17 protein-coding genes and 1 pseudogene are annotated in these 17,798 nt (G+C 71.5%); 8 read left to right on the top strand and 10 right to left on the bottom strand.

What is annotated here, in order from left to right; genetic code table 11:
* Nucleotides 1-76: 76 nt before the first annotated feature.
* From QP939_RS03120 to QP939_RS03110, 3 genes are all read right to left on the bottom strand, one after another.
* On the bottom strand, nt 77-1,735 hold the full coding sequence (locus tag QP939_RS03120; RefSeq protein ID WP_285454995.1) for a GMC oxidoreductase: 1,659 nt from the start codon (nt 1,733-1,735) through the stop codon (nt 77-79).
* The gene (locus QP939_RS03115; RefSeq protein ID WP_285454994.1) at nt 1,735-3,198 is read right to left on the bottom strand and encodes a flavin-containing monooxygenase; all 1,464 of its coding nucleotides are present in this window, start codon (nt 3,196-3,198) and stop codon (nt 1,735-1,737) included. Before QP939_RS03115 ends, QP939_RS03120 begins: the two co-directional genes overlap by 1 nt.
* Nucleotides 3,199-3,273: 75 nt before the next feature.
* Nucleotides 3,274-4,368: a winged helix DNA-binding domain-containing protein gene (locus tag QP939_RS03110; RefSeq protein ID WP_285454993.1), complete on the bottom strand. Its 1,095-nt coding sequence runs from the start codon at nt 4,366-4,368 to the stop codon at nt 3,274-3,276.
* A 79-nt stretch (nt 4,369-4,447) separates the two neighbouring features.
* On the opposite strand from QP939_RS03110, the pseudogene QP939_RS03105 reads away from it, so the two are divergent.
* Nucleotides 4,448-5,504: pseudogene (locus QP939_RS03105) on the top strand (AraC family transcriptional regulator).
* Here QP939_RS03105 and QP939_RS03100 read toward each other — a convergent pair.
* Entirely contained in the window at nt 5,425-6,096 is a 672-nt protein-coding gene (locus QP939_RS03100) for a TetR/AcrR family transcriptional regulator (RefSeq protein WP_285454992.1), read from the bottom strand. The pseudogene QP939_RS03105 and the gene QP939_RS03100 overlap by 80 nt on opposite strands.
* A gap of 191 nt (nt 6,097-6,287) precedes the next feature.
* On the opposite strand from QP939_RS03100, the gene QP939_RS03095 reads away from it, so the two are divergent.
* Nucleotides 6,288-6,599 carry a hypothetical protein gene (locus QP939_RS03095; protein ID WP_285454991.1) on the top strand — a complete coding sequence of 104 codons (312 nt, stop codon included), beginning with the start codon at nt 6,288-6,290 and terminating at the stop codon, nt 6,597-6,599.
* Nucleotides 6,600-6,652: 53 nt separating this feature from the next.
* Here the strand turns inward: QP939_RS03095 and QP939_RS03090 are convergent, their stop codons facing one another.
* From QP939_RS03090 to paaI, 3 genes are read right to left on the bottom strand one after another with little or no spacing between them, the layout of a single operon-like run.
* Complete coding sequence (locus QP939_RS03090; RefSeq protein ID WP_285454990.1) at nt 6,653-7,246, bottom strand: TetR/AcrR family transcriptional regulator; 594 nt, start codon at nt 7,244-7,246, stop codon at nt 6,653-6,655.
* The gene (gene paaK / locus QP939_RS03085) at nt 7,243-8,520 is read right to left on the bottom strand and encodes a phenylacetate--CoA ligase PaaK (RefSeq protein ID WP_285454989.1); all 1,278 of its coding nucleotides are present in this window, start codon (nt 8,518-8,520) and stop codon (nt 7,243-7,245) included. The genes QP939_RS03090 and paaK overlap by 4 nt, the downstream gene beginning before the upstream one ends.
* A gap of 2 nt (nt 8,521-8,522) precedes the next feature.
* On the bottom strand, nt 8,523-8,936 hold the full coding sequence (paaI, locus tag QP939_RS03080) for a hydroxyphenylacetyl-CoA thioesterase PaaI (RefSeq protein ID WP_285454988.1): 414 nt from the start codon (nt 8,934-8,936) through the stop codon (nt 8,523-8,525).
* 169 nt (nt 8,937-9,105) lie between these two features.
* Here paaI and paaZ point away from each other — a divergent pair, with 169 nt between their 5' ends.
* Genes paaZ through paaE form a run of 6 tightly spaced genes read left to right on the top strand, consistent with a single transcriptional unit; the run spans nt 9,106 to nt 14,817 of the window.
* Nucleotides 9,106-11,136, top strand: a complete 2,031-nt coding sequence (gene paaZ, locus QP939_RS03075) for a phenylacetic acid degradation bifunctional protein PaaZ (protein WP_285454987.1) — start codon at nt 9,106-9,108, stop codon at nt 11,134-11,136.
* Nucleotides 11,133-12,074, top strand: coding sequence for a 1,2-phenylacetyl-CoA epoxidase subunit PaaA (gene paaA / locus QP939_RS03070; protein ID WP_285454986.1), 942 nt, complete (start codon nt 11,133-11,135; stop codon nt 12,072-12,074). The genes paaZ and paaA overlap by 4 nt, the downstream gene beginning before the upstream one ends.
* Before the next feature lie 47 nt (nt 12,075-12,121).
* On the top strand, nt 12,122-12,427 hold the full coding sequence (paaB, locus tag QP939_RS03065; RefSeq protein ID WP_331659850.1) for a 1,2-phenylacetyl-CoA epoxidase subunit PaaB: 306 nt from the start codon (nt 12,122-12,124) through the stop codon (nt 12,425-12,427).
* Nucleotides 12,424-13,281, top strand: a complete 858-nt coding sequence (paaC, locus tag QP939_RS03060) for a 1,2-phenylacetyl-CoA epoxidase subunit PaaC (protein WP_285454985.1) — start codon at nt 12,424-12,426, stop codon at nt 13,279-13,281. The genes paaB and paaC overlap by 4 nt, the downstream gene beginning before the upstream one ends.
* The gene (paaD, locus tag QP939_RS03055) at nt 13,275-13,763 is read left to right on the top strand and encodes a 1,2-phenylacetyl-CoA epoxidase subunit PaaD (protein ID WP_285454984.1); all 489 of its coding nucleotides are present in this window, start codon (nt 13,275-13,277) and stop codon (nt 13,761-13,763) included. The genes paaC and paaD overlap by 7 nt, the downstream gene beginning before the upstream one ends.
* Before the next feature lies 1 nt (nt 13,764).
* On the top strand, nt 13,765-14,817 hold the full coding sequence (gene paaE / locus QP939_RS03050) for a 1,2-phenylacetyl-CoA epoxidase subunit PaaE (RefSeq protein WP_285454983.1): 1,053 nt from the start codon (nt 13,765-13,767) through the stop codon (nt 14,815-14,817).
* Nucleotides 14,818-14,820: 3 nt separating this feature from the next.
* Here paaE and QP939_RS03045 read toward each other — a convergent pair whose 3' ends face one another.
* The 3 genes from QP939_RS03045 to QP939_RS03035 all read right to left on the bottom strand — a co-directional run bounded on the left by QP939_RS03045 (nt 14,821) and on the right by QP939_RS03035 (nt 17,671).
* On the bottom strand, nt 14,821-15,954 hold the full coding sequence (locus QP939_RS03045) for an adenylate/guanylate cyclase domain-containing protein (RefSeq protein ID WP_285454982.1): 1,134 nt from the start codon (nt 15,952-15,954) through the stop codon (nt 14,821-14,823).
* A gap of 1 nt (nt 15,955) precedes the next feature.
* Nucleotides 15,956-16,408, bottom strand: coding sequence for a universal stress protein (locus QP939_RS03040; protein ID WP_285454981.1), 453 nt, complete (start codon nt 16,406-16,408; stop codon nt 15,956-15,958).
* 93 nt (nt 16,409-16,501) lie between these two features.
* Nucleotides 16,502-17,671, bottom strand: coding sequence for a coiled-coil domain-containing protein (locus tag QP939_RS03035; RefSeq protein WP_434219668.1), 1,170 nt, complete (start codon nt 17,669-17,671; stop codon nt 16,502-16,504).
* Nucleotides 17,672-17,798 lie beyond the last annotated feature (127 nt).

Here is a 17,798-nt window from a genome sequence, read left to right as displayed (position 1 = left end):
GCTGAACGGGTGCCGCCCGGTCGTGAGTGGAAAACAGTGTTAGAACACTGTTTTCCACTCACGACGGCGACCCCGCTTACTTCGGCGTGATCGGCAGCCGCAGGGCGGCGGGGGCTTCCGCGGGGACCACCGGGTTCTTCGGGGCCACCGCCGCCACGCGGCGGTACTCCGCGCCCAGCGGGGGCCGCGGGTCCGCTTCCCCGCGGTTCGGCCAGAACGCCATCGCCCGCTCCGCCTGCGCGGTGATCGTCAGGGAGGGATTGACTCCCAGGTTCGCCGAGATCGCCGAGCCGTCCACCACGTGCAGGCCCGGGTAGCCGTACAACCGCTGGTACGGGTCGACGACGCCGGTCGCGGGGGAGTCGCCGATCGCGCAGCCGCCGATGAAGTGACCCGTGATCGGGATGTTCGCCAGGTCCGTCCACGCGCCCTGCGGCAGGCCGCCGATCTTCTCCGCGACCCGGCGCGTCACCTCGTGGCCCGCCGGGATCCACTCCGGGCTCGGCGACCCCGCGCCCTGCTTCGTCGTCATCCGGCGGCCGAACAGCCCGCGTTTCGTGTACGTCGTCACGGAGTTGTCGAGCGTCTGCATCACCAGCAGCCCGATCATCCGCTCCGACCAGTGCCGCGGGTTGTGCAGCTTGAGCAGGTCACGCCGTTGCCGCCACAGCTCGCGCAACCCCAGCACCCAGCGCCGATGCCCGGTCTGCGCGTCGACCAGCACCGTCGTCATCAGGCCCATGAAGTTGCTGCCGCGCCCGTACCGCACCGGCTCGACGTGGGTGACCTCGTCCGGGTGGATCGACGACGTGATCGCGACGCCGCGCGTGTAGTCCGTGTCCTTTCGCAGTGACCGCGCCGCCAGCACGGCTTCGGAGTTCGTCCGCGCCAGCAGCCCGAGCCGGGGCGACAGTCCGGGCAACGTCCCCTTGTCGCGCATCCGGTGCAGCAGCCGCTGGGTCCCCAACGCCGCGGCCGAAAAGACCACCTGCGCCGCGGTGAACGTCCGGCGGGAAAAGCGGCCGGTGCGCACCGTGTCCACGGCGTACCCGCCGTCGATCGGCCGCACCGACACCGCCGTCGTCAACGGGTGCACGACCGCGCCCGCCTTCTCGGCCAGGTACAGGTAGTTCTTCACCGTGGTGTTCTTCGCGCCGACGCGGCAGCCGGTCATGCATTCGCCGCACAGCGTGCACTTCTGCCGGACAGGGCCCACGCCGCCGAAGAACGGGTCCACCCCGGACTGTCCGAAGTAGACGCCGACTGGCGTGCGGCGGTAGGTGTGCCCGATGCCCATGTCGTCCGCGACCTCGCGCAGGACCCGGTCCGCGGCCGTCGTCGCCGGGTTCTCGACCACGCCGAGCATCCGCTTCGCCTGGTCGTAGTACGGCGCGAGCTCGTCCTTCCAGTCGGTGATGTGCGCCCACTGGGGGTCCTCGTAGAACTTGTCCGGCGGCTCGTACAGCGTGTTCGCGTACACCAGCGAGCCACCGCCGACGCCGGAGCCGCTCATCACGAACGTGTTCTTCAGCAGCGTGAGCCGCTGGATGCCGAAACACCCGAGCTTGGGCGCCCACAGGTACTTGCGCAGCCGCCACGACGTCTTCGCGAACTCGTCGTCGGCGAACCGGCGGCCGGTCTCCAGCACGCCGACGCGGTAGCCCTTCTCGGTCAGCCGCAGTGCCGTGACGCTGCCGCCGAAGCCCGAACCGATCACCAGGACGTCGTAGTCCATCACGCCACCACCCGGTAGTCGCTGACGTCGAGCCGCCGGGTCCGGCGGTCGTACTCGGTGACCAGGCCCGGCCAGTTGGTCGTCACCCGGCCGTCGGCCTGGCGGTACCAGCTCGTGCAGGCACTCCACACGCTCCGGCCCAGCCGCTTCTGCACCTCTTCGTCATACCGCCGCTCGACCTCCGGCCGCACGTCCACATAGGACACACCGGGGCGGGCGAGCTGCTCCACGGCCTGGCGGATGTAGCGCGCCTGCCGTTCGATCATGTAGATGATGGACCCCGCGCCGAGGTTCGTGTTGGGCCCGTAGACGCAGAACATGTTGGGGAACCCGGGCACGGTGATGCCGAGGTAGGCCCGCGCGCCGCCGGACCACGCGTCCCGCAACGACCGGCCGCCGAGGCCGAGCACCTTGATCCGGCCGAGGAAGTCGGTGGCGGCGAACCCGGTGCCGTAGACCAGGACGTCGGCCTCGATCTCGGTCCCGTCGTCCACCCGCACGCCGCGCGGGGTGATCTCGGTGATCCGCCGAGTCTCGACGTCGACGTCCGGCTGTGCCAGCGCGGGCAGGTAGTCGTTGGTGAAGAGGATCCGCTTGCAGCCCAACGGGTAGTCGGGTGTCAGCTTCGCGCGCAGCCGCGGGTCCTTGATGTGGCGGCGGCGCAGCTGCGCGGTCCGCAGCTCGAACATCTTCGCGAGCAGCGGGTGCTTCGTCATCGCGTACGTGGCGTACTCGGCGAGCAGGAAGATCCGCAGCCGCCCGAGCAGCTGCGTCGGCGGCAGGTGCTCGAACAGCCAGTGCTGCCACCGCCGGTAGGCCGGGTCGGACTTCGCCATGACGTAGGGCGGCGTGCGCTGGAAGACCGTGACGTGCTCGGCGTGCTTGCGCAGTTCGGGCACGAACTGGACGGCGCTGGCCCCGGTCCCGATGACGGCGACGCGCTTGCCGGCCAGCTCGACGTCGTGGTCCCAGCGCGCGGAGTGGAAGGCGTCGCCCGCGAAGGTCTCGCGGCCGGGGATGTCGGGCAGCACCGGCCGGGACAGCTGCCCGACGGCCGGGACGAAGACGGTGGCCTCGAAGGTTTCGCCGCTTTGGGTCTCGACGCGCCAGACGCCGCGCTCCTCGTCGAAGGCGGCGCCGGTGACCTCGGTGCGGTACCGGATGTGCGGCTCGAGGCCGTACTTCCCGATGACGCCGCGCAGGTAGGCGAGGATGTCCGGCTGGTGCGAGAACCGCTTCGGCCACCGCGGGTTCGGCTCGAAGGAGAACGAGTAGAGCGGCGACGGGATGTCGCAGGCGGCCCCGGGGTAGGTGTTGTCCCGCCAGACCCCACCGGCCGCATCGGCGCTCTCCAGGATCGTGAAGTCGGTGAACCCGGCGCGTTTCAGTTCGATCGCCGTCCCGATGCCGCCGAAACCGGTGCCCACGATCAGCACCGACGGCCCCTTCGCCGAACTACTCATGCTGGAAAAGCTACGCACCGGGCCCCTGTGACAACAGGACACGAACGGTCACCCGATCGAGAATTCCGGCCACCCTCATTCGGGCGGGTGGACGCGCACCTCCCGCGTCTCCGCGCCCGGCTCGGCCCACTTCATCAGCTGCCCCGCCGCGCTTTCCAATGCCGCCAGATCCTTCTTCGGCAGCTTCTCGAACGGCGACAGCTCCACGACCGCCGCCTTCTTCGACGTCTTGATCTCCCAGAAGCCGCGGACCGTCCCGCCCGCCAGCAACGTCCCCTTGACCAGGCCGTTCTGCGTGATCACCCGCCTGCGGTAGTCGTCGGAGATCACCCGCGTCCGGTCCGCGTACGACAGGATCATCTGGTCGAACGGCCCGAGCAGCCGCGGCGGCGCCGGGACGTCCTCGTCCGGGATCGTCAGCTCCGGCAGGTCGATCAGCTCGCGGCCGTCCGGGTCGCGGTAGCGCCGCAGGTCCATCGACGCGGCCACCTCGCCGAGGCGCGTGATGCCCGCCCACGCCTGGACGTCGGCCATCGTGGCCGGGCCGAACGCGCGCAGGTACCGCGCGATCAGTGAAGACGGCGAAGGCGGAGACAGGGGAGCGCCCACCCACTCGTCCAGGCACGCGTAGGTCGTCTGGCCCGCCTTGCCCCAGATCGCCCGCGGCGGCACCTGGACCAGCGGCAGGCGGGCCCGGGCGAGGTGGGTCAGGGACGCCGCGGGGACGTCCCAGCGCTGAGCCAGTTCGGTGCCCAGCTTCGTGCTCGACAACGGCGACTCGGCCAGCAGCTCCCGCGCCGACTTGACGACGACGTCGTGGTCGAGCCCGGCGAGCGCGCCCGCGTGCTGGGTGTTCGTCTTCAGGTCGCGGTCGTAGAGCACCTGGACCACCGGCCGCCACGCGAGCGCGTCCGCCGCCGTCACCAGGTGGACCGTGCCGCGCATCAACGCGATCCGCACGACCTGCCGGTTCTCCAGCAGCGACGCCAGCTCGGCCGGCTGGAACCCGTGCAGCCGCGTCCACAGCGCGTAGTACGGCGGGAACGGCGCCTGCGCCTGCAGTCCCGCGAGGTGCGCCACGGCGTCGAGGGCGGACATCTTCGCGCGGCCCAGCAGCAGCTGGCGCTCCAGCGTCGCCCGGTTCAGGGCCCGTCGGCTCAAGGTCTCCACGGCGTCACCCTAACGACGAACCCGGTCAGTTCCGGTCCTCGATTCGACGCCCGAATCGCCGTGATCCATAATTCCGGCCATGGCCGAGCTCGCCGTGCCCGCCGTCGGGGACTGGGACTTCCCGCGCGGCACCGCGAGCATCGAGCTGATGACGCGGTTCGCCGCCGAGCGCGGCCTGGCCGCGGAGAAGCTGCTCGGCGCGACGACGCTGTCGCCGGACCTGCTCGCCGACCCGGGGGTGCAGGTCGACGCGCGCCAGGAGCTGGCCGTCGTCCGGGCGCTGGCCGAGCTGGACGGCTCGGACGCCACCGCGCTCGAGCTGGGGCGCCGCTACCGCGTCACCACCTTCGGGATCTTCGGCTTCGCCTGCATCAGCAGCCCGACCCTGCGCGACGCCATGCTGTTCGCGCTGCGCTACTTCGACCTGAGCTTCGCCTTCTGCATCCCGCACGTCGGCCTCGACGGCGACCGCTTGACCCTGGAGTCTCGACGACAGCCGCGTCCCCGCCGACGTCGCCCGGTTCCTCGTGCTGCGGGACCTCGCCGCGATCTTCACCGTCATGCGCGACCTGCTGCCGGAGATCGCGCTCGACGAGCTGAGCTTCCGGCACGACTCGTCCACAGTGGACGCTTACGTGGCCGCGTTCGGGCTGGCGCCGCGGTTCGGCGCCGACGCCTGCCGCGCGACGCTCGACTCGGCGCTGCTGACCCGGCCGCTGCCGCAGGCCAACGAACAGACCGTCGCCCTCTGCGCCACGCAGTGCGAGGCGCTCGTCGCGCGCAAGCGGCAGCGTTCGGGCATTTCGCAGCAGGTGCGGGAGCGGCTCGTCCGGCTCGGCGGCGTCGACGCCGGCATGGACGAGATCGCCCGCCAGCTGACGCTCAGCGCGCGCACGCTGCGGCGTCGCCTGACCGAAGCGGGCACCAGCTACCGCGCGCTGGTCGACGAGGTCCGCCAGACGCTGGCCGAGGAGCTGCTCGACACCGGCGTGCTGTCCGTCGAGGACGTCGCCTACCGGCTCGGGTACGCCGAGGCGTCGAGCTTCATCTACGCGTTCAAGCGCTGGACCGGGATGACGCCGGCGGCGTTCGCCCGGCGCTTCCGCGCCGCTCGGCAAGCACCGCCGGGTAGGTGAGCTTCAGCAGGTTGAGGATCGAATCGGTGAGGAAGGTGCGCAGCTCGGCGCGTTCGAGCGTGCCGCGGATCAGCCACTCGCGCGACGCCGCCCGCAGCATCCCGCCGAACGACCGGATCATCGCGCGCAGCTGCTCGCGGCCCTCGGTGACCCCGGTCATCAGCGCGGCTTCGAGGACGCGGTCGGCGGCGATCTCGTCGGCCTCCAGCATGATCCGCTCGATCTCCGGGTCGCGCCCGGCCGACTCCGGCCCGATCACGGTCAGCCAGGCGTCGCGGTTGCGGTCGACGACCTCGATCCACCGCTCGACGCCGATGGCCAGCCGCTGCTCCATCGTGGTGTCCGGCAGCGCCTCGGTGACCGGGGCGGGCACGATCATCATCTGCCGCACCACTTCCAGGTACAGCTCGCGCTTGCCGCCGAAGTAGTGGTTGATCAGCGGGCGCGCCACGCCGGCGGCGGCCGCGATGTCCGAAGTGGACACCGACGCGTAGCTGCCCGCCCCGAACAGGTGCCGGGCGGCGGCGAGGATCTCCGCGCGCCGCTCGGCGGGCTCGAGCCGGCGGCGCCGGGGCCGGGTGCCACTCGTCATGCGCTCAGCCTCGCGGGGGATCGGCATGGTGTCAACAAGCAGTTGACCTCTCGTCAAAAGAGTGGCTCCGGTGGCGGGCAACGGGTGTTTCGCGCCAACCTTTGTCGTTACGCAACCGGAACAACCCGCCGGTAACTTCCCGGGACCCGGACGCGACGTGACGGCAGGGACCACGACCGGGGCAGGAGCAGATGAGCGAAGAAGACGCGCCGATCCGGCCGGCCGGACGCTGGGTGAGCGTCCGCCTGCAGCATCGCCACGTCAGCTTCGACGACGTCTTCGAAGCGGACGAACCCCTTCCGGACGGCGACTGCGCGGACGACGCGTCGGTGTCCTACTCGGGCATCGTGATCACCGGCTACGACCACGGCGAGAAGGTCTCCGAGCAGTGGATCCCGCTCGGCGTCGACCCGTCCGAAGCGGACGACGAGCGCCTGATCGAGCAGCTGCGCGAAGCGTTGCTGTGGCAGGCGGAGCGCCCGCCGCGCCCCGCAAGCGAGTAACGCGCCGCACCCCCGTCGTGAGTGTTTAGGGCGGTTCTAACCGCCCTAAACACTCACGACGTCGTACGCAAGCCTTCGAAGGCCACTTTGCACACCGCGTCGGCCACTTCGGTCGCCGCCGAGCCCCGGCGCGGCTTGTACCACTCGATCAGGGAGTTGACCATGCCGAAGATCAGGCGGGCCGTCACCGAGGGGTCGACGTCCGGCCGGAGGTCGCCCTCCGCTTCGGCCTGCTTCACCAGGTCGGTCACCAGCCGGTCGAACTCGCGCCGCCGGGCCAGCGCCGCCCGCTCCACCTTCGTGTTGCCGCGCACGCGCAGCAGCAGCGTCACGAACGGCAGCCGGTCGGCGAGCACCAGCACGCTGCCGCGCACCAGGTGCTCCAGCCGGTCGATCGCGCGCCCGTCGAGCCGGTCCGTCGACTCCGCCACCTCGAACAGCCCGTCCAGCGCCCGGTCCACGGCCAGCCGCAGCAGTTCCTCCTTGCTGGGCACGTGGTGGTAGATCGCCGACTTCGTGATGCCGAGCTTGCGGGAGAGGTCCTCCATGCTCGTGCCGTCGTAGCCGCGCTCGTTGAACAGCTTCACCGCCACCTGCAGCAGCGATTCGAGGTCGTAGCCAGGCCGCCCGCGGCGGGGCGTCGTCACGCCTTTTCCCGCTGGTCGACGATGCGCCGCATCTTGCCCATCGACCGCTCCAGCGTGTCCGGGTCGACGACGTCCACCGAGACCGTCACGCCGACGCCGTCCTTCACCCCGGTGACCAGCTCCGACGCCGCCCGCGACCGGTCGTCCGCGGACGCGTCCTGGCGCGCCTCGACCCGCACCGTCAGGTGGTCGAGCCGCCCGCGCGTGGACCGGACGAGCTGGAAGTGCGGGCTCAGCCCGGCCGTCCGCAGCACGATCTCCTCGATCTGCGTCGGGAAGACGTTGACCCCGCGCAGGATGATGAGGTCGTCCGTGCGCCCGGTGACCTTGTCCATCCGCCGGAACGCCGGGCGGGCGGTGCCGGGGTGCAACGCCGTCAGGTCGCGGGTGCGGTAGCGGATGATCGGCAGCGCCTGCTTGGTCAGCGACGTGAACACCAGCTCGCCGGTCTCGCCGCCGGCCAGGACGTTCTCGTCGTAGGGGTCGATCACCTCGGGGTAGAAGTGGTCCTCCCAGATGTGCAGGCCGTCCTTCGTCTCGACGCACTCCTGCGCGACGCCCGGGCCCATCACCTCGGACAGCCCGTAGATGTCGACGGCGTCGAGCGCGAACCGCTCCTCGATCTCGGCGCGCATCTGCTCGGTCCACGGCTCGGCACCGAAGATGCCGACCTTCAGTGACGACGAACGCGGGTCGACGCCCTGGCGTTCGAACTCGTCGAGCAGCGTCAGCATGTACGACGGCGTGACCATGATGATCTCGGGCTTGAAGTCGGTGATCAGCTGGACCTGCCGCGCGGTCATCCCGCCCGACGCCGGGATCACCGTGCACCCCAGCTTCTCGGCGCCGTAGTGCGCGCCGAGCCCGCCGGTGAACAGGCCGTAGCCGTACGCGACGTGCACCTTGTGGCCCGGCCGCCCGCCCGCGGCGTGGATCGACCGGGCCATCACCGTCGCCCACGTGTCGATGTCCTGCTCGGTGTAGCCGACGACGGTGGCCTTGCCGGTGGTGCCGCTGGAGGCGTGGATGCGCCGCACCTGCTCCTGCGGCACGGCGAACATCCCGAACGGGTAGTTCTCCCGCAGGTCCTGCTTCGTCGTGAACGGGAACTTCGCCAGGTCGGCGAGCTCCTTGCAGTCGTCGGGGTGGACACCGGCCTCGTCGAACTTCCGCGTGTAGGCGGGCACGTTGGTGTAGGCGTGCCGCAGCGTCCACCGCAGACGTTCCAGCTGGAGGGCGGCCAGCTCGTCCGCGCCGATGTTCGCCTCGATCATGGTCAGTCCCGTTTCGCGGAGGAGATGGTGCGGCTGCGGCCGCGGAATTCGGCGACGACCTCGGGCCCGCCGGGGGTCTCCCGGTGCACGGTGACGTCGTAGATGCCGTTGCGGCCGTAGCGCGTGCGCTCGGTGGCCGTCGCGACGAGGTGGTCGCCGAGCCGGCCGGCCGCGACGAAGGAGATCTCGGCGCCCGCGGCGACCGTCACCGGGCCGTGGGTGTTGCAGGCGCACGCGAACGCCGTGTCGGCGAGGAGGAAGAGGTAGCCGCCGTGCGCGATGTCGTGCCCGTTGACCATCGCGCGCGTGATCGTCATGGTCGCCACGGCCCGGCCGTCACCCGCTTCGACGAGTTCGATGCCCAGCGCGCGCGACGCCTCGTCGGCGGCGAACATGGTGTGCGCGGCGTTGGTCATGTGCTCGCTTTCCAGACTGACCGAATGGACGGTCACTGCGGGGTGTCGCTCAGTAAAGGCAGTGCTCGGGGCCGTGTCAAGCACCACCCCTTCCGATCTCCGGGGTCAGCGGCTACAGTAGCAATTACTGAACGTCCGGTAGGTAATTCGGCGGGAGAGGTCGGACCAGATGGCATTGCTGCGCAGCTACGTCTCCGGGGAGTGGCACACGGCGGCGGACGAAGGCGTCCCCCTGCACGACGCCGCCACGGGCGAGGAGGTCGCCCGGGTCTCGTCGAAGGGCGTCGACTTCGCGGGGGCGCTGGCGTACGGCCGCCGGGTCGGCGGCCCGGCGCTGCGCGAGCTGACCTTCCACCAGCGCGCGGCCCTGCTGAAGGCGCTGGCCTCGCACCTGCGCGAGCACCGCGAGGAGCTGTACGCGCTGTCGGCGCGCACCGGCGCCACCCTGGGTGACTCGAAGTTCGACATCGACGGCGGCATCGGCGTGCTGTTCAGTTACGCGTCGAAGGGCAAGCGCGAACTGCCGAACGACACCGTTTACGTCGAGGGCAACGTCGAGCCGCTCTCGCGCGGCGGCACGTTCGTCGCCCAGCACATCGCGACGCCGCTGCGGGGCGTCGCGGTGCAGATCAACGCGTTCAACTTCCCGGTGTGGGGGCCGCTGGAGAAGTTCGCGCCCGCGTTCCTGGCCGGGGTCCCGAGCCTGGTCAAGCCCGCGAGCCAGACGGCCTACCTGACCGCGCGGCTGGTCGAGCTGATCATCTCCTCCGGCATCCTGCCCGAGGGCTCGCTGCAGTTCGTCGCGGGCAGCGTCGGCGACCTGCTCGACCACGTGACCGCGCAGGACCTGGTGTCCTTCACCGGCTCGGCGTCGACCGCGCAGAAGCTGCGCGCGCACCCGGCGATCGTGCGCAACGCCGTCCGGTTCAACGCCGAGGCCGACTCGCTGAACTGCTCGATCCTCGGCCCCGACGCCGTGAAGGGCACCACCGAGTTCGACCTGTTCGTCAAGCAGCTGACCACGGAGATGACGGTCAAGGCGGGCCAGAAGTGCACCGCGATCCGCCGCGCGTTCGTGCCCGCGGCGCTGCTGGACGACGTCGCCGAGGCGGCCTCGGCTCGCTTGGCGAAGGTGACGGTCGGCAACCCCACGAGCGAGGGCGTCCGGATGGGCGCGCTGGCCAGCCTGGAGCAGCGCGAGGAGGTCCGGCGGTCGCTGAAGGCCCTGCTCGACGCGGGCAGCGTCGTGTTCGGCGACCCCGAGCGGGTCGAGGTGGTCGACGCCGACGCCGAGCGCGGCGCGTTCATCTCCCCGGTGCTGCTGAAGGCCGACCCGGAGCGCTCCGAGCCGCACGAGGTCGAGGCGTTCGGCCCGGTCTCCACGCTGATGCCGTACACGTCCACCGAGCAGGTCGTCGACTTCGCGGCGCGCGGCGGCGGCAGCCTGGCCGGGTCGATCGTGTCGGCGGACCGGGAGTTCGTGCGCGAGGTCGTGCTCGGCGCGGCCCCGTTCCACGGCCGCCTGCTGGTGCTCGACGCCGACGACGCGAAGGAGTCGACCGGGCACGGCTCGCCGATGCCGCAGCTGGTCCACGGCGGCCCCGGCCGCGCGGGCGGCGGCGAGGAGATGGGCGGCGTCCGCGGCGTGCTGCACCACATGCAGCGCACCGCCGTGCAGGGCTCGCCCGCGGTGCTGTCTTCGGTGACCGGCCGCTGGGTCACCGGCGCGCCGCGCACCGAGGGCGACGTCCACCCGTTCCGGAAGTCCCTGGCCGAGCTGCGCATCGGCGACTCGGTCGTCGCCGGGCCGCGCACGGTCACGCAGGAGGACGTCGACCACTTCGCCGAGTTCACCGGCGACACGTTCTACGCCCACACCGACCCCGAGGCCGCGGCCGCGAACCCGCTGTTCGGCGGGATCGTCGCGCACGGCTACCTGGTCGTGTCGTTCGCGGCGGGCCTGTTCGTCTCGCCCGAGCCGGGCCCGGTGCTGGCCAACTACGGCCTCGAGAACCTGCGGTTCCTCACGCCGGTCAAGGTCGGCGACGCGCTGACCGTGACCCTGACCGCCAAGCAGATCACCCCGCGGATCGACCAGGACTACGGCGAGGTCCGCTGGGACGCCGACGTCACCAACGCCGAGGGCGAGTCCGTCGCCAAGTACGACGTCCTGACCCTGGTTTCGAAGGAGCAGCCGTGACCGCTGTCGCCGAACCCGGCCTCGAAGAGCACTTCGAGCACACCATCGAGCGCGACCAGCGCATCGAGCCGCGCGACTGGGTGCCCGAGGGCTACCGCAAGACGATGATCCGGCAGATCGCGCAGCACGCGCACTCCGAGATCATCGGCATGCAGCCCGAGGGCAACTGGATCACGCGGGCGCCGTCGCTGCGGCGCAAGGCGATCCTGCTCGCCAAGGTCCAGGACGAGGCCGGCCACGGGCTCTACCTGTACTCGGCGGCGGCGACGCTGGGCGCCGACCGCGCCGACCTGACCGACAAGCTGATCAGCGGCAAGCAGAAGTACTCGTCGATCTTCAACTACCCGACGCTGACCTTCGCCGACGTCGGCGTGATCGGCTGGCTGGTCGACGGCGCGGCGATCTGCAACCAGGTGCCGCTGTGCCGCTCGTCGTACGGGCCCTACGCGCGGGCGATGATCCGGATCTGCAAGGAGGAGTCCTTCCACCAGCGGCAGGGCTACGAGCTGCTGATGACCATGATGAAGGGCACCGAGCAGCAGCGGGAGATGGTCCAGGAGGCCGTGAACCGCTGGTGGTGGCCGTCGCTGATGATGTTCGGCCCGCCGGACGCCGACTCGCCGAACACCGCGCAGTCGATGGCGTGGAAGATCAAGCGCCACACGAACGACGAGCTGCGGCAGCGCTTCGTCGACATGTCGGTGCCGCAGGCCGAGGCCCTCGGCGTCACCTTCCCGGACCCCGACCTCGAGTGGAACGCCGCGCGCGGGCACTACGACTTCGGCGCGGTGGACTGGGACGAGTTCAAGAACGTGCTGAAGGGCAACGGCCCCTGCAACGCCTCGCGGATCGCGCACCGGCGTCGCGCGCACGAAGAGGGCGCGTGGGTGCGGGAAGCCGCCGTGGCGCACGCCGAAAAGAAGAAGGAGCGCAAGTGACCGACCTGACTGCCGAAGGCGGCCACGGCGCCGTCCCGCTGGAGGGGGTGCCCGCCGCCCCGGGCCCGGTCAAGCACGACTGGCCGCTGTACGAGGTGTTCGTCCGCGGCAAGCGCGGCTTGAACCACGTGCACGTCGGCTCGCTGCACGCGGCCGACGACGAGATGGCCCTGCACCACGCCCGCGACCTCTACACCCGCCGCAACGAAGGCGTGTCGATCTGGGTCGTGCGCGCCTCGGCGATCACGGCGTCCTCGCCGGACGAGAAGGACCCGTTCTTCGCGCCGAGCGGCGACAAGGTCTACCGGCACCCGACGTTCTACGACATCCCCGAGGAGGTGCCGCACATATGAGTTTCGACAACGTGTACGAGTCGCTCACCGAGGAGAACGACGCGCGCTGGGCGTTCGGCACCGGGTTCGAGGACCCGCTGTCCGGGGTGGACACGTCGGTCCCGTCCGGAATGGACGGTGCCCGGCTCGCCGCATACTGCCTGATGCTGGGCGACGACGCGCTGATCTTCTCCCACCGGCTGCAGGAGTGGTGCACGAACGCGCCCGAGCTGGAGGACGAGGTGGCGATCGCCAACATCGGCCTCGACCTGCTCGGCCAGGCCCGGCTGCTGCTGGCCCGCGCGGGCAAGGCGGACGGGACCGGGCGCACGGAAGACGCGCTGGCGTTCCTCCGCGTGGAGCACGAGTTCCGCAACGTCCGGCTCGCCGAGCTGGGCGGCGGGCACTTCGGGCACCTGATCGCGCGGCTGTTCGTGTTCTCGACCTGGCGGCTGGCGCTGTTCCAGCGGCTGGTTTCGGCCGAGGACCCGGTGCTGGCGGCGATCGCGGACAAGGGCGTCAAGGAGCTGACCTACCACCGCGACTACGCGGCGCAGTGGCTGGTCCGCCTCGGCGACGGGACGCCGTTGTCGCACGAGCGGATGCAGGACGGCCTCGACGAGGTGTGGCCGTACGTCGGCGAGCTGTTCCGCACGCACGAGGTCGAACTGGTGGACGCGGCTTCGCTGCGGCCCGAGTTCGACGCGGTGCTGGACCAGGCGCTCGCCGCGGCGACGCTCACCCGTCCGGCCGCCGGGGAGCTGGCCGGGGTGTCCGGGCGGACCGGTCGCGACGGCGTCCACACCGAGCAGTTCGGGTTCGTGCTGGCGGAGCTGCAGAGCGTCGCCCGGGCGATGCCGGACGCGAAGTGGTGACCGCCGCCGCCGTGGCCGCCACGGTCACCGACCCCGAGCTGCCGATGCTGACGCTGGCGGACCTGGGCGTGCTGCGTTCGGTGTCCGAAGAGGACGGTCGCGTCGTCGTGGCGATCACGCCGACCTACACCGGCTGCCCGGCGATGGACACCATGCGCGACGACCTGGAGCACGCGCTCGTCTCGGCGGGCTACGCGGACGTCGAGATCCGGACGCAGCTGTCGCCCGCGTGGTCGTCGGACTGGATTTCGGCCGAGGGCCGGGAAAAGCTGGCTTCGGCGGGGATCGCCCCGCCGGGCGCGGCGCCGCGGCGGTCGGGCCCGATCCCGCTGACGCTGTCGGCCCCGATGAGCGCGGTCCGCTGCCCGCTGTGCGGGTCGGCGGACACCGAGGAGCAGTCCCGCTTCGGCGCGACGGCGTGCAAGGCGCTGCGGCGCTGCCGCACGTGCGCCGAGCCGTTCGAGCACGTCAAGGAGATCTGAGGTGGCCCGGTTCCATGAGCTGAAGGTCGCGGACGTCGCGCGGTTGTGCGACGACGCGGTCGCGGTGACGTTCGACGTGCCGTCTGCGCTGGCCTCGGAGTTCGCCTTCAAGCCGGGCCAGTCGCTGACGCTGCGCCGGTCGGTCGAGGGGCGCGACGAGCGCCGCTCGTACTCGATCTGCGCGGCGGCGGGTTCGGCGCCCCGGGTGGGCGTGCGGCTGGTGCCGAGCGGGCTGTTCTCGTCGTGGCTGGTGAACGAGGTCCGCCCGGGCGACACGATCGAGGTGGCCCCGCCGACGGGCTCGTTCACCCCGGACCTGTCGGCGGGCGGGCACCACGTGCTGATCGCGGCGGGCTCGGGCATCACGCCGGTGCTGTCGATCGTGTCGTCGTTGCTGGACACGCCGGACGCGACGGTGACGGTGCTGTACGGCAACCGCCGCACGGACACGGTGATGTTCGCCGACGAGCTGGCGGACCTGAAGGACCGGGCGCCCTCGCGGCTGGAACTGATCCACGTGCTCTCGCGCGAGCCGCGCGAGGCGGAGCTGTTCACCGGGCGCCTGGACGTCCCGAAGCTGCGGTCGTTGTTCTCGACGCTGGTCCCGGTCGAGTCGGTGGACCACTGGTGGCTGTGCGGCCCGTTCGAGATGGTGACCGGCGCCCAGGAGCTGCTGGCGTCGCTGGGCGTGCCGTCGTCGCGGGTGCACCAGGAGCTGTTCTACGTGGACACCCCGCCGGCCCCGGTGACGCACGACGACCCGGCGGTGGCGGGGGAGTCGTCGGAGGTCCGCGTGGTCTTGGACGGCCGTTCGTCGACGATGACGTTGCCGAGGTCGTCGTCGGTGCTCGACGGGGCCCAGCGGTTCCGGCCGGACCTGCCGTTCGCCTGCAAGGGCGGGGTGTGCGGGACGTGCCGCGCCAAGGTGACCGACGGCAAGGTCGACTTGCGGCGCAACTTCGCGCTGGAGGAGGCGGAGGTCGAGGCGGGCTTCGTGCTGACGTGCCAGTCCTACCCGGTCTCCGAGTCGATCACGGTCGACTTCGACGCCTGAGGCTCACCGGATCCGGCGGCGCCGGCGGCGGCGAGGGCGCTCCTCCTCGTCGCCGGGGGTGTCCGGCTCGGGTTCGTCGGGCTCGGGTTCCGGCGTGGGAGCCACCAGGCCCAGCATCTGCGCGGCCAGCTCCTGCGAGCTCGCGAACGCGCCCGTCGGGCCTTCGGGCGCTCGCCGCAGCGCGGCCGGGCGCAGCCGGTTGTAGCCCCGGACCGTCACCGGTCGGCGCATCCGCAGCTCGTACGCCTTCTCCTCGGCCAGCTCCGCCGCCAGCTCGCGGTCCACGAGGATCGTGCCCGGGCGGGCCACCGACGTCAGGCGGGCCGCCAGGTTGACCACCGAGCCGTAGACGTCGCCGAAGCGCGACAGGATGCGGCCCGAGGCCATGCCCGCGCGAACCGCCGGGAGGGTTTCGTCCGCCGACGTGCGTTCGGTCAGGGCCAGGGCGATCTCCGCCGCGTCGACCGCCGCGTCCGCGACGAACAGGACCTCGTCGCCGATCATCTTCACCACGCGGCCGTGGTGCTCGGCGATCACCTCCGTCGCCAGCGTCTCGAACGCGTCGAGGACCCGGCTCAGCTCCTCCTCGTCGATCTGGCGCGTCAGCCGCGTGTAGCCGACCATGTCGACGAACCCGACGACCTCCGTGCGCGTCTCGAGGTGCTCGTCCGGCGCCGCGAACGCCCGGCCCGCGTACGCCGCCAGGTGCCGGCGCCAGACGAAGTTCTGCACCCGCTCCAGCTCCGGCAGCAGCGCGTCGACCAGCCGGGCGACCTGCCGCTCGTTGCGGCCCAGTTCGGGCTGCTCGGTGATCAGCGCCCACAGCATGTCGACCTGCCACTCGGCCAGCCGCGACAGGTGCTGGCCGAGCGCGCGCGTCACCGACACCTCGATGCTCGGGTCGATCAGGCCCGACTGGACCAGCTGGTCCGCCGTCCGCATCGCCTCGACGTCCGCGTCGGTGAAGACGACCTCGTCGTCGCGCACCGTCGCGAACCCCAGCGCGCGCCAGAGCCGGCGTGACCGCTCTTCGGGCACGCCGGCCTTTTCGGCCACTTCGAGCCGCGTGTACTTCCGCCTGCCGCCGAGCAGGACGCGCTCCAACCGCTGCTGGAGCTCCTCGCTCGCATCGGCCACGTCAGGTCGTGTGGACGATCAGCACGTCCACGCCGGACTTGCGCGCCACCTCCGACGGTACCGAGCCCAGGATGCGGCCGGCGATCGTGTTCAGGCCCCGGTTCCCGACCACCAGCAGGTCGGCCTCGCGCTCGTGGACGACCTTGCGCAGCGAGTCGACCGGGTCGCCCTTCACCGCGACCGTGTCGATCTTCTCCGCGCCCGCCCGCGCCGCCCGGTCCCGCGCGGACTGCAGGGTGTCTTCGGCCGGCGCCGAGCCGACGACCTGGTACGCCTCGTCGCCGAGGACGTCCTGGGCCTTGTCGACGTCGGACTTGCTGGCCGGGTAGTACGCACACGCGATGACGAGCGTGGCGCCCGCGTCGCCGGCCACCGCCGCCGCGCGGTCCACCGCCGCGAACGAGGACTCCGAGCCGTCCGTGCCCACCACCACGGTCCGATATGCCGCACCCATGCGCAAAACCTCCAGGTGATCCCGCGTGAGCAGGGACGATAGCCGGTCGGTACCGACCGCGCAGGCTCGTCCGCGCCCGTGTCGGGTGGAAGGTTACTCGCCAGTCGCTTTCTGCGCTCCGCTCGGCCGCGGAGTGGGCTTCGGGGCGGGCTTGGCCGCGGGCTTCGTCTTCGGCACGTCGGACGCCTTGATCCGGACGGTTTCTTCGACGTCGCTCACGGGAGCCGTCTTCCCGGTGTCGTCGGCGGCCTCGGGCTTGTCGCCCGCGACGTCGGCCTTGACCTCCGCGGGCACCTTCACCTCGTCGCCGAGGACGGTGTGCGCCTCGGCCAGCACGGCCCGCGCCGCGCGGACCTGCTCAGCGAGCCCGCCGCGGACCTTGCGCAACGCGTCGACGCGCTCGTTGGCCTGGGTGATGCGCCGGTTCGACTCCTCGGTTGCCGTGGTGACGCGGCGCCGCGCCTCGTCGGCCGCCTCCGCGAGCCGGGCGTTGGCCTCGGTGATCGAGTCCTGACGCCGCTTGTTCGCCTCCGCCACGGACTCGCGCTGACGGCGTTCGATGTCCGCCTTCGCGGCCTTCTCCTCTTCGAGGACCTTCGCGCGGATGTCGGCGGCGTCCTGCGTGGCCTCCTGGACGCGGCGCGCGGCCTCGGCCTTGCTCGCGGCCTCCTGCTCGGCCAGCACGCGCATCGCCTCGGTGCGGCGCGCGGCCATCGCGATCTCGAAGTCCTCTTCGACCTTGGTGCGGCGGTCCTGCGACTCGGTGTCGAGCCGCTTGCGCTCGGCCTCGGCGTCGTCGGTGATCTTCTTGGCCTGCGCGCGGGCGTCCTCGAGCACCTTCCGGTGCTCCGCCTCCATCTCCTTGCGGCGCAGGTCGAGCTCGGTGAGCAGCTGCTCGTAGCGGGCGCGCATGGCGCTCGCGTCCGTCTCGGCCTTGGCCCGGATGTGCCCGGCCTCGGCTTCGGCGCGGGCGCGCGTGTCGGCCGATTCGTCCTGCGCGAGGCGCAGCATCCGCTGCAGCCGCTCGGACAGGCCTTCGACGCTGGTCGGCGGTTGCGCGAGCCGGTCGACCTGCCCGCGCAGGTCCGCGATCTCGCCGCGCGCGATCTCCAGCTGGCGGGCGAGGTCGCCGGCCTGCGCGATGGCGGCGTCCCGGTCCGCGGTGAGCATCTTCAGGTCGGCGTCCAGCCGTTCGAGGTGCTCGTCGACCTGCGCTCGGCTGTACCCCCGCTTCGCCACGTCGAAGCCGGCTCCCAGCGGCACAAGCTCCCGTTCATCGCCAAGGCTCATGGCCCTACCGTAGTCGCAGCCGGGTCACGGAAGGGTGAGCACCCGTGCGGTGCGCCGAACGTGCCGTCTGCTGCGGCGAAGGGATCTTGCTCCGGCGCCG

It is taken from the genome of Amycolatopsis nalaikhensis (genome assembly GCF_030264295.1).
Taxonomy (GTDB): domain Bacteria; phylum Actinomycetota; class Actinomycetes; order Mycobacteriales; family Pseudonocardiaceae; genus Amycolatopsis; species Amycolatopsis nalaikhensis.
Note: the sequence above shows the minus strand (reverse complement) of the source record. Positions and strands in the feature narration are given on the sequence as shown.

Bases quoted from the DNA above. Each gene is read 5' to 3' on its own strand.
- QP939_RS03120 (WP_285454995.1), bottom strand. From the start codon at position 1,735: ATGGACTACGACGTCCTGGTGATCGGTTCGGGCTTCGGCGGCAGCGTC.
- QP939_RS03115 (WP_285454994.1), bottom strand. From the start codon at position 3,198: ATGAGTAGTTCGGCGAAGGGGCCGTCGGTGCTGATCGTGGGCACCGGT.
- QP939_RS03100 (WP_285454992.1), bottom strand. From the start codon at position 6,096: ATGACGAGTGGCACCCGGCCCCGGCGCCGCCGGCTCGAGCCCGCCGAG.
- QP939_RS03095 (WP_285454991.1), top strand. From the start codon at position 6,288: ATGAGCGAAGAAGACGCGCCGATCCGGCCGGCCGGACGCTGGGTGAGC.
- paaK (WP_285454989.1), bottom strand. From the start codon at position 8,520: ATGATCGAGGCGAACATCGGCGCGGACGAGCTGGCCGCCCTCCAGCTG.
- paaI (WP_285454988.1), bottom strand. From the start codon at position 8,936: ATGACCAACGCCGCGCACACCATGTTCGCCGCCGACGAGGCGTCGCGC.
- paaZ (WP_285454987.1), top strand. From the start codon at position 9,106: ATGGCATTGCTGCGCAGCTACGTCTCCGGGGAGTGGCACACGGCGGCG.
- paaC (WP_285454985.1), top strand. From the start codon at position 12,424: ATGAGTTTCGACAACGTGTACGAGTCGCTCACCGAGGAGAACGACGCG.
- QP939_RS03040 (WP_285454981.1), bottom strand. From the start codon at position 16,408: ATGGGTGCGGCATATCGGACCGTGGTGGTGGGCACGGACGGCTCGGAG.